Here is a 12,750-nt window from a genome sequence, read left to right as displayed (position 1 = left end):
TTTGTTCGTTCTTTGTTCGTTCTTTGTTCGTTCTTTGTTCGTTCTTTGTTCGTTCTTTGTTCGTTCTTTGTTCGTTCTTTGTTCGTCTTTTGTTCGTCTTTTGTTCATCTTTTGTTCATCTTTACGTCGTCTTTACGTCGCTGTAGTTCCTCCTTTGGAGGAAGCCAGCGAAAGCTGGGTATGTGTAAGGGGGGAGGTTTTCTTCGTCTTTTGTTTATCCGCTTGTGTGGCTCACACCTCACACCGTCATTGATTGGGTATTATTGGTATTTCTAGCATTTCTGATATTAATCAGTATTATTAACATTTTTGGTATTATGGTATTAATTCGGTATTAATTAGTATCTTTGCAAAGTAATTATAAACTTTTGTACCAATGAAAATATTCTATGCGGTCGCTATTATTGGAATTATACTATTAGGCATAGCCCATTCAGCACTTAGTTTCAAGAAATACGACCAACTTTCGGCAGAAGCCTTTTGGTTTTTCAGTGCAGGGTTAGCCCTTATTTTTGCCGGTTTAGCCAATGGCTTACACTATCAGTTACAACTGCCTATTACTTTTCGTTATGTACTTGCTATAAACGTGCTATTAGTACTTTTTACAGTATTTTTAGCGATAAAAGTACCTGCTCCCACTACCCTTTTAGTAGCGATATTCTCAGCACTACTTTGCATAGCAATTTTACTAAACAAATAGATAGGCAAGTTATTGTATTCATAACTCAATTATGATGAGTTTAATAAAAAAGAGCTGTTCATTGCTGAACAGCTCTTTTAGTTATGAAAACTATTAACGATTATCGGTATAATGTAAAGTTGCCATAGAACTCACGTTTGTCGTATAATTCATCGTTCACCTCAATGATATACCAGTAGTCACCAGCTGGTAAACTACGACCGTCGTAATTACCATCCCAACCCTCTCCTGATCTGAGCAGAGCTACACGTCTACCATAGCGGTCGAAGATGTAGAAGCGAGCATTCACGTTGTTGTCTAAGTTTTTAGGTTTCCAAACATCGTTAATTCCATCGCCATCTGGGGTGAAGAAGTTCGGTACTTCAATGTCAAGATATTCTTTTTCTATCGTCATTGTACGTACACAACCTTGTGCATCTTCCACCTTCACTTCTATGATTTTAATGCGTCTGCCATTATCTATTCGTTCAGGGTCATTATGCTTGATTTTGTATACACGGTTATCGCCACTATCTACTCCATTGAAGTAGTAAGTATAGCCCTTCACTGTGCTAGTTACCCCTCCTGTAGCTATCACTTCTATCGTATTGAGGGTAGTGTTGGTTACCTGACTCAATACAAGCGGAGTGATTTGGTCTACCGTAAAGGTCTTGCTTGTTGTACAATATCCTGTGATAGGAGCTACCGCAGTGTAATGTATATGAATAGTTTGAGTGCGGGTTGTTCTATCAAAGTTATCGATATAAGCTATATTACCTACCGTACGAGTAAAGGCTGTACGACTTGCCGTACCGTTAAGACTATAAGTTATCTTAGAGTAATCTACTTCTGTATTTCTGAAACGTACTATCAAATGGTCTACATAGTTATTAGTATTCATTTCACAAGTACCTTCTTGTTCTACATAGCTTATAGCTATATCAGGGAACTCTTCTACAGTAAAGCTAAGTGTCTTAGTCATCGTACACTTATTAGTATCTTGTATCACTACTTGATAATAAGTGTTCTTAGGTGATGGAGCTAATCCTGAGAACGTTTCTGATGAACCTGCTGTTACTCCTGAGCGTCCGTCTATCTTTTGGTTATTATCAGCTCTCACGATATTCACTGTATAAGAACCTGTACCGCCTGCGATATTGTGAACTGTTACACTTCCTCCATTCTCACCATAGCAAGTAAAGAAGGTTGAGTTAGTCACATCAATATCAGCAGTAATAGGTTGCGGATTCGTAAAGGTATAGCTTCCTGCTATGGTTACTGAACAGTTCTTAGCATCTACTATATCCACACGGTAAGTACCTGGTTTAATACCTGTAAAGGTTGCTTCACCTTCATTAGTAGCTATTTCAGGTAAATCACTGCCCGTTGCCGATGTTCTCACTAAAATATAGTGATAAGGACGTGCCCCTCCTGTTACACCTGTTACTTTAAGAGTACCGTCATCAGCATCAATACAAGTGATTGGGGTTGTGGTTACTGAAATAGTAGAGGTATTGATACCACTATATGGGTCAATAGTCACACTCAAAGTACCTGTAGCGGTTGCACAGCCTAAGGCATCGGTTACTGATATAATATAGCTACCTGCGTCTAAGCCACCAAACTCAATTCCTGGAGCACCTGCTCTCACATTTGTTTGTACGCGTGGGGTACCTCCTCCTACAGGAGTAAGCGTTACGGTAAAGGTTTCTTGACCTCCTACTACTGTTAAGGCTACTACTCCGTTCTTATTAGAACAATCGACAGATACTTTTTGTCGAGCATCTCTCACTTCTATCTCAGCAGGGTTAGAAGGAATAGTAAAGCGTGTTTTCGGCACTTTACATCCTACTCCATTCACTGTTACTTCAATATCATAAGAACCACCTTTCAAGTTCACAGTAAAGCTACGTGTACCTGCTGGTATCGTTGCCGAAGTAGAAGTAGCTACTGTAGCTCCCACTGAGGTAATGGTATAAGTATATCCATTTGTTGATTGATCGCCGTTAGAAAGGTCTGTATCCACTAATCCGAGTGTGATAGAACCATTGTCGTTATGGCAAACCGCTCTCACTGGGTTAGTTGATTCTATCGCAAAAGTATTAGGCTGTCTAATACTGTGTACGCCTGTAATGCTACAACCAGTACGTTCATTAATTACTTCTATTGTATAATTGCTATTACCAAAGCCACTTGAACCTGTAAGTGGTACACTAAGGGTAGTAGCAGTAGTAGAAGTAATAGCCACAAATCCATTATCAGTACCTCGGATAGTATAGCGCAATGGAGTGCCTGCTATATAAGTAGGAGTTACCGTTAAGCTAATATTTATCACTTCATCTACCACACAAGTTACTGAGGTAGTTGTGGTGATACTCATTGAGGTAAGAGCAAAGGCAGGAGCTACTGTTACGCTAGCAGTATTAGTACTACAAGTGCCTGAAGCGTCTTTTATGCTTACGTAGAAGCTACCTCCATTGAGGTTTGTTAAGGTGTACTCAGTACCTGTACCTAAACTATTACCTGTTCCGTCAAAGAACTCAGTAGTATAAGGTGGTATACCTCCTCGTATCTTACTTACATCTACGCTTACTTTTGGTGTAGTCATTCCCGCACCTCCCTCACATACATATTGAGTAGCTGAAAGAACATCTGCATCAAAGCTCAAAGGCTCTGGTGAAGTAAGTATTGTTTCTACCATCGCAGTACAACCCGTACTATTAGTAACGGTTATTTGGTATCTTACCCCTTGCGTAGTACCTCGTAGCTGTGTAAAGGTAGCATTATGAGTTCCTGCGGTTGAAGGCGTAGTAGTTACTGTTACGTTGCTACCATCGGTTAAGTCTATAGCACTTGTAATTCTAAATGTATAGGTATCAGGGTCGGTAGGGATAGCTACGTCTATGCTTCCTGTTGGGGTAGCTGTGAGACCTAAGTTACATTTTTCGTTATAAGCTTGAGCTACTATGGTCGATGGATCGATAGGTGTTGGGTCTACCACTTGAACTTCTTTCACAATAGGACAATCGCGTGTTTCAGCATCAAATATACTGATGCGATAGGTAGCAGCCTCAGTTGGGTTGGTAATAGTTACTACACCACCTGCTGGCAAGGCTACATTCTCTCTAATAATTTCACCTGCTAACGAACCGTTATCTAAACGCTCTAAGGTATAGCTGTATACACCTGTACCTCCAGTGGCTACTACGGTTATTTCAGCCGTAGGTGTAGCACACGTTTTTACTTTGCTCACGGTAGCCGTAGCAGTGATGATAGCCGTAGTACTGAATGTTGTACTAGTAGCACAACCATTCACATCTTTCACAACGATAGTGTGATTTACTAATGGGCTTACTTCTACCTCAAAGGCTTGATTAGCTATTGTCCAAACCACAGGCTGATCAGCACTACCATCTAAGGTGTAATAGTGGTTACCTTGACCTATCTGGTTAAGGGTCACTCTCACTGGTATCTTACCTGTTATATTGTTGTAGGCTTGGCAATTCAAGGCTGTAACATCCGATATACTTGGTACATCAAACATTCCTATGGTTACAGTAGCGTGCTGTATACAGCCATAAGCATCGCTTACATATACATCCCAGTTACCTGCTGGCAAGTTGATGTAAGTAGAAGCTTGCGTAGTGCCTGTCATTACCGCTGGGTTATAAGCTCCACCTGCGGTTACATAACCATAAGTATAGCTTGCAGTACCTCCTTTGATATTCAACCACGCTTGACCAAGTGTACTACAAGAGGCTTTCTGAGTAGCCATAGTAGATACTTGTAATGGCACCGCTGAGCGTTTTATTTCAAATGGGAAGGCTTTCACGCAACCTGTATTTTCAGTAAACTCAATATAGTATTTACCTGCTGGCAAATTACTATTAGTGTTTTGTGTGATATGGAACGGAGCTGTTACACTTCCTCCTGCACCTACTTGTTGGTGATTATCTTCTCTGAATATCTTCCAAGTAATAGCTGTTGTGCTACCTTGGAAACCTGTTAAGGTATAGCTTACTGTACCGTCATTACCTCCTGCACATTTCACATTGGCTACTTGTAAGGTAGCACCCAATGTAGAATACGTAGGCACTGGCATAGTAGCCTGTTGAGTATATCTACAACCTGTTGTGATATTGTACACTACAAAGGTATATTGAACACCAGGTGTTAAGTTTGGTATTTTCACAGCTACTCCTGTACCAGAAGCAGTTCCTTTATACCAAGTATCAGTACCTCCATTGAGGTTGGCGGTTGTCAATTGTTGTGCAGTAGTCGTATTTGGTGGATTTACAATTCCTGGACGATATACAGCAAAGTAAGCATTGGTAGTTGCACTGAATGTAGTGCCATTACTTGCCTTAATAACCATACTACTTGTAGTTGTACAACTTGTAGGTGTTTCAGCAGTGATAGACATTACATTAGAATTAGGATTAATTACAGTGCTAAGTTTAGTTTCACAACTATTAGCATCAGTAATGGTAATATCATAATTACCATAATCCAAACCAGTGAACTCTGTTGGCATATTATTAGAAGCGGTTAAAGTATGTGTACTTTCATAACCGTTCAAGTTATTTCTCAAATGTACTGTAAAAGGTGGAGTACCTCCTCCATTAACAAGAGTTACAGTGATAGCCGCTAAATCAGCTGCTGCTGATGTACAGCCCATTTGTTTAGTAACCGTAGCAGTAGCAGTAAGCTGTGTTACCGCTCCTACAGTAAAGGTTTGAGAAGCCACACAACCACGATTATCGGTTAATTCAGCTATATAGTTACCTTGTGCTAAAGCAGTAGCTGATTGTACAGCTCCTCCAGTATCTTTAATCACTAAGGTATACGAAGCAGTACCTACATAGTAATCACTTGGTGTAATTGTTACTGAACCATTCGCTTTTCCACAAGTAGCTTTGGTAGTAGTGAACGGCTTCAAGAAGCGAGGTGAATCACTTAATAAAGTGATGTAACGTTCAGCAGTACATTCGCTACCGTCAGGTTTATAGGTTACTTGGAATCTAATAACAGTAGTAGTGGCTACACTCACTGCTACAGTAGCTTGTGAAGGAGCCGTAGCTATGGTAGTATAAGTTACACCATTATCTACACTGTATTTAAATTCTTTCATTGCTGTTGGGATACCGCCTTGTGCTGTAAGGGTATAGGTTACACTACCTCCTTTACAATCAGCATACTGTTGGGTAGTAGGCGATACCTGCAATGTCAATGGGTCGTATACTTGGGTAGTAACAGTAGTACTACAACCAAATCCATCAGTTATAACAAAGGTATGATTTCCTGCTGGCAAAGCATCAGGATATACATAGCTATTAGTGTTGAATGAATAGATAGCTCCTCCCACACGTTGTACTTTGTAATTGCCATTACCACTGAGCATTGTAATAACTACTTTCTTCTCATCACCTGTTCTATAACAGTAAGATTGAGGTTCGGCAGTCGCTGAAATAGTAGCTTTATCTTCAATCTCAAAAGTAGTTTCTGTTTTACAGCCATTAGCATCAGTTACTACTAAACTATAGGTTCCTGCTACAAGGTTATTAAACTCATAAGGGTTAGGCGTTTTAGCAGCTGGCTGTGGAGCACTTAAAGTACCTGTTACCAATCCCACTTGATACTGATAACCTGGTGTACCTCCCGTAGCTGATACTTTTACTTTAGCCTTTCCACCATTGTAACAAGTTATTTTCTCCATTACTACGGCAGCAGGTACAATAGAGGTAGGTTCTCCTATCTTGTAACCCGTTTGTAAGGTAGTAATACAGTTTGGATTATTAGCATCTTGTACAGCTACTACACCGTTTTGAGTAGCACTTAATCCTGTAATGGTAAAGACTCCTTGTGCGTCAAGGGTAGTCGTAGTCCAAACTGCTTGGTGAGGGTCAATAGAATATTTAACAGTATTAGAAGCTGGATTTATTACTCTAATACGCACCTGACCGTCACTAGCACCTTTACAGCTCACATTCTTCTCAGCACCGTATTTTTCAATACGCATTTGCTTAAATTTCTCAATATTCACTAATTGAGAAACTTGTGAAGCACAATATTGTGTAGCTTGCGCTACTTTAATATTATCCACAGCATAATCATTGCCTAAGTTACCATAACTTGCGGCTGCTGTATTCACAATCTTAACGATAAGAGTACCATTGGTAAGACCTGTCAATTCAGCTTCGGTAAAGGTAACACTTACATTCTTCCAGCTTGTAGCATTCACAGTGCCCACATTCTTGCCTCGAAGTAGTGTCCCATCGTTCTTGTGTAATTCTACACTGAAACGAGGTGCTACTCCTGAGGCACTTGAAATGAGATTCAAGGCATCAAAACTTATAGTAATAGGAGTAAGAGTAGTTGCTCCCGTAATGCGTTTTTCATACACTACTTCGTTATTACCATTTCCAGCAATAGCCAAATAACGTCCTCCCGAAGGGTCAGTAGGTGATGGTACCCAAGAAGCATTAGTACCTACTTGTTTAGTAACTACATAATTACCATCTGCTAAGTTACCATCAGTCTTACACACTAAACCTGTAGTGGCTCCTGATAAGCACTCATTAGCACCTTTACCAAAATCTTCTACGTACAATACATTAGGTGTAGTAGCTGTATTCAAAGTCTTATAGTATACAGTAATAGAGTGTGTACCTGGCGCTAACCATCTACTGAAAGTATTACCTGCGATAGCTGTTTTACCACTACCATCTATACTGTATTCATAAGTTTGACTGGTAGTTGAAGCAATCGTTACTGTTACCATTCCATAACCATTATCACAACGATAGGTAATAGGGCTAGCAATGGTAAGAGTCGGTATGGTTTGCGCAACAATATTCACAGGGATAACAATACGGCAATCCTTGCTGTCTTTCACATACACATTACCTGAACCTCCCATAAAGCCAACGTTGTTGGTACCATAAGTAGTTTCTCCATCAAAACTATAACGGTAAGGAGGTGTGCCTCCTGCAACATTGTTTACCGCTATTTTATATTGATTACTTGCATCGCAATCTTTATCGGCTACTACTCCTGCAAAAGCTCTAAGAGGATCTTTAGTAGGAGCAATTACGATAGGTTTCTGACTGTAAGTACATATATTACCCCCTACATTCGATTTCATTTCTATCTCATAGCTTCCTGCGGGCAAACCAGTAAATAATCCTCCTGAACTTGTCTTGAAAGCAGGTGTAATTCGATTACCATTCCTATCTAACTTATACAAGTTAATAGTACGATTTTGGTGTTGGCTACCTGATGGGAATATCATATTGATGTGCCCACTATTAGGATTGCTTTCGCACTCAATTTCTTGGGTTACTGATAAGGTATAACTATGTGGATCTGGTGGTGTAATCGTTACCTTGTTAGATAAAGCAAACTTACCATTATCCATATCACCTACTATAAATACATACTCTCCTACTTGGGTGATATTTGGTACATCTACATCTACGTTTGTTTGGTGTCCTAATTGCAATGCAATAGGTGAAGTAGAAGCAATTGCCGTTTGTTCATCGGCAAATTGTTGTACTCCATTGATACTCCAAATATAGAAACGATAAGTAGGTTTACCACCTTCGGCTTTAAGTTGTAACTTAGCAGTGTTACAATCTTTCCAACCTTTGAAGGCAGCAGTCATTGTCATCTCGGTGAGTTTATCTATCGTTACATTACCATTATACTCACAACCTGGTATTTGCACTGAAGTAACTTTTATATCATAAGTACCTTGTGGCAAGTTAGGAATGCGGTAATCATTTGTATTAATATTTTCAGTTCTATAGTGTAGACCTCCTTTGTAGATTTCTACTTTATAGTTTACACCACTGGTGCTAAGGGTCAATCTCACTGAACCTTGTGAATAGTTTGTTTCGTCAATCTTATCAGTAAGGTTACCACTTAATCCTGCTGTAAATACTTCAAAGTAGAAGTTTTCATTACAATCTTTCAAGTGTAAACGATATTTACCGGCACTACTAGCTGTAAAGGTAGCGTTAGAATGTATCGGATTCCAGCAATTATCATCGGTATTGCGACAATCAGGAGAAGTTTCTGTACAACCTCCACTCCATTGTTGCCATTCAAAAGCAGTGCTCTTATAGCTTACCGTAATGTTCTTACTTCCTCCTTGACAGAAGTAGAAGTGGCTTGTCCAACTACCATCACCAGGACAAGTTACCCCTATGTTTTGAGCTTGTGCACGAATAGGGTCAGTAGTAGGTGAAATACCTTGATAACTGATTGTTTCTACTGTTACTACAGAAACTCCTTCGCAAAAACTTGTTTTCTCTACCTTATAAACGCCTGGTGAGTTAGCAACGATTGATTGTTTTGTTTCACCTGGTAGGAGGTTTCCGTCCTTATACCATTGATAACTTGTAAAGCCTCCAACAGCCTTAAAGGTCATTGCTCCAGTACCACAGAACACTTCCTGGCGGTTACAACCTGAAGTATCAACAGTAATTGTTTTAACTCCTGCTTCTTTTTGGTGTATACCTGTACAGCCAGAAGGACCTCCTTCATACTCTATATTCATAGCTGTATGCAAGTAATTTTCGCAAGGTTTCAATAGCTCATCGCAATTACCTACTAATTTAAGCGGAATACGTATTGTACGGACAGGGTCTCCAGCTTTAAGCGTAGACTGCAACTGTACGCCTCCTGCTGTACCTCCTATCACAAACTGATAGCTCTTAGTAGCATTGTTATAGCTACTTTGAGGATGAGGATTATTCACTGTACCATCACCTGCCCCATTAAGGTCAGGATTACCATTAGTAACTACGGTAGTATTAGCAGGAAGCTTTATATTTATAGTTGCTTTATTGATATTTTCTGAACCGTCGTTCTGATAATTAAGTACATAAAAGAACTCCTGATTAGGGGTTAACTGAGTGATAGTATTACCCGAAGTATCAGTATAACGATGGCTCGATTTCAGTTTAGTAGCGTTAGACTTCACTGTCACAGTGAAAGAACAACTTGTAGTATTCCCTTTCACATCAGAGAATGTATAAGTAACGGTATGAACTCCTATATTAAAATAATATGGTGGTGTATGACTCTTCACAGTAGTGATAGCACCATTACAAGTATTATAAGCCGAAGGTTCTCTCCAATTCACTGACTTACCACAAGCTCCTTGATCTGCAAAAACAATAATATCATTAGGACAAGGAGTTCTTAGTAATGGATCTTCATCTTCTGGAGGCATTGTTACAGTAACCGATTTAGTATATACTTTTGCATTACCACAACCTATACCTGGTTTTAAATTATATTCAGCCAAGTAATGAGTAGTTGTGTAAATAGCTTCTGAAAAAGAAGAGCCAGTTTGTAAAGGTGATGATGTTGTTTTTTGACCATTTGCATCAAGTTTAAACCATCTTATATCAAAAATGTGCTCAGATACTCCTAAATAAACAGTAGCTGTATTTCCTTTACAGAAAGGTGCTGGGCGGTCTACTACTAAGTAAGGATCAAAATCACCACTGATATCTATCTCTATATCCTTGTTTACGGTTTGGCAACGATGGATTGTTCTAACCATATAGTGCCCCGTAGGTAAGTTTCTAAATATATGATAATATTGGTTTTGTGACTGTTGATAGGTTGCTTTTTCTATAAAAGTAGTTTGCGTAGAAGTAGCATTGGGTTTAGAATACAATTCATAGGTAACAGGGAAAAATACTTGTTGCCCTGTTAAATCTACTGAAATCATTCCTGAGTTACTACCATTATTACATACTGCAGGGTTCAAAATAGGGTTCATTTTAACCAAATCACCTATAGTAATTTCTCCATAAGCTACTGTATTACCCACATTGGGGGTAGTAGGATCTGTGAGATCATAGAAATTATTATAATTTCCTCCAGTATCGCGCAAGAAAGCTCTATTTCTATAAGAACCCGATAAATTAGTATAAAGTCTATATTTAGCTGGAAGCAAGTTAGAAAACGTACCTTTGTGCCCATATATATAATTATTGTTTCCATTTACCTTTACAGGTTTCCAAGAGCCTCCTCCGTGACCATCTTCTTCATATTTTTCTAAATACACTGCCTCAAAAGTAGAGTTCTTCATATAAGGGCGGCCTAAGTCGTACATTATCTTTCCTACCTCACAATCGCGCTCATATTTTAGTTCAGGAGTGTAATGCATTGCAGGCAAGAAGTAATTACGAGTAGAGGTATTACCACAAGCATCTGTTACTGTTATTTTATATTCTCCTGTGGGCAAATTGGTATATCCTTGTTGTACATTTCCAGTACTATTAACTGTCATTTCCAATGGATAAGTTATGGTACGTGTAACAGTACTACTCCAACCGATAGAACCTTGATAGGTAACCGATTTAGTACCATCGGTAGGTTCTACTTTAAATTTTAAAGGAAGATAGAAGTTATTTCCTGTAAAATAAATACCATAGGCACCTGTACCTTCATAGGCACCATAGCCTATACGCACATCTTTCCAAATATTGTCAAGAGGGTTGGTTGTAGTTTGTACTTTATAAAATACATGTACAACAGAAGTACAAACTTTTCTACAACCAATAGGGTCAGTATAAGTAAGCCGGTAATATCCTTCTCCTACTTGATCTACCCCAATATAACCAGATCCCCAACGTGCTTGTCCTGAGCCAGCCGTTCCTATTACCATTTGAACGGTTGTCCAAGGTCCAGCATCGCTATTACTCTTTTCTAATTTAAATTGTGTAATATTAAATTTCGCCACAGGCCAGTCTATATGATACTGATAAGTTCCTCCTCCTGTATTAGGAAAATTTTTATAAGCACTTTGATATACTCCATAAGAGAAAGCTAATTGTTGCTCTATGGTACCACAAGTTCCCGCTTTATGTCTTTTATAGGATTGGTTAACAGTATATAAGACATTAGAAGAAGGGCACGAAGGTGTTAGAATATCATCATTAAATTTTACCCTTTCAACAATAGTGTTATTAGGACCTTTAACAGTGATTTCTATTTCATCACCTTTTTGAATATCATAACCATTAGTAGTTAGATAAAATGCGTTGACATTAAAGGAAGAAGAGATATCTACGGTTTTAGAACGGTTTAAAAAGCGTACTACCGCAGTACCTGGTTTGCTAAAATGGTCTTTTAGCACCTGTCTATCTATATAACGATCTAACCAAACACCATTCTTATCGTGAAATCTAAAACGAAGTCTATATGCATTACAATCGGTCTCACTCCTGTATAGATAACGGTCAGCTGTTTTTATTTCAACACAGTCAAAGCTAAAGGTTTCTGCTGGAATTTGTACACTAGGGAAACGGCGTATTTCACCGCAGTCGCCGTGTACATTGGTAACATCTTTTATCTGTACTTTTATAAGAGTATTCTGTAATATTTTGTGCGCACTGGAACCACGTACCTCTATATATCCATTTCCAGCAGGACGTTGAAAAGTTTGTGTAGGCACCAAAACTTGGTCATTCATATCAAATAAGGTTACCTCAAAAGGACCAATACCTCCATTAGGAATTTGGAACTTTACACCTCCATTACTTTTCCCGCAAACAGGTGCTAGTGCCTGCAAGTTTTGGATATTCATTATCTTGTAATTAGAAGTAACGGTTACCTTTTTTATATCAAGAGTACCATTCTTTTGGTCACGTACTATCACCTCATACTCCCCTGGTTCAAGGTTTCTAAAGGTGTACTGAGCAGGATTCACTCCACTCATTTTCTGCAAACCAGAATCGGTTCCATAACCTTTGAGTTGCACAAAATATCCCGCACCACTGGGATCAGGACAAATGGCTGGCTTGGGCGTTACGGGCTTTGCCTCCACCTTTAATTGCGCATCGGAGTAGCAATTCCCAGGTATAGGCGTTGTCTCTAAGTCTATACATTGAGCTGACGCAACTCCTGCGAACATCAAAAACAAAATTGCTGATAAAAACTTTTTCATTATCATTAGTTATTAAACTATGGTATATAAAACTGCTATTCTTAAAACTAATATGTATATTATGTATACAGAGTTAGTGCGACAAAAGTAATCTTTTTTTTTT

Annotated in this window: 2 protein-coding genes; one reads left to right on the top strand and one right to left on the bottom strand. The window is 38.9% G+C overall.

What is annotated here, in order from left to right:
- Positions 1-376 precede the first annotated feature (376 nt).
- Positions 377-700 (top strand): hypothetical protein, encoded by a 324-nt coding sequence (locus HMPREF1528_RS07595; RefSeq protein WP_016479281.1) that lies wholly within the window; start codon positions 377-379, stop codon positions 698-700.
- A 100-nt stretch (positions 701-800) separates the two neighbouring features.
- Here the strand turns inward: HMPREF1528_RS07595 and HMPREF1528_RS07590 are convergent, their stop codons facing one another.
- Complete coding sequence (locus HMPREF1528_RS07590; RefSeq protein ID WP_034567951.1) at positions 801-12,653, bottom strand: T9SS type B sorting domain-containing protein; 11,853 nt, start codon at positions 12,651-12,653, stop codon at positions 801-803.
- Between the last annotated feature and the right edge of the window lie 97 nt (positions 12,654-12,750).

This window comes from Capnocytophaga sp. oral taxon 336 str. F0502 (assembly GCF_000411575.1).
Classification (GTDB): Bacteria; Bacteroidota; Bacteroidia; order Flavobacteriales; family Flavobacteriaceae; genus Capnocytophaga; species Capnocytophaga ochracea.
Note: the sequence above shows the minus strand (reverse complement) of the source record. Positions and strands in the feature narration are given on the sequence as shown.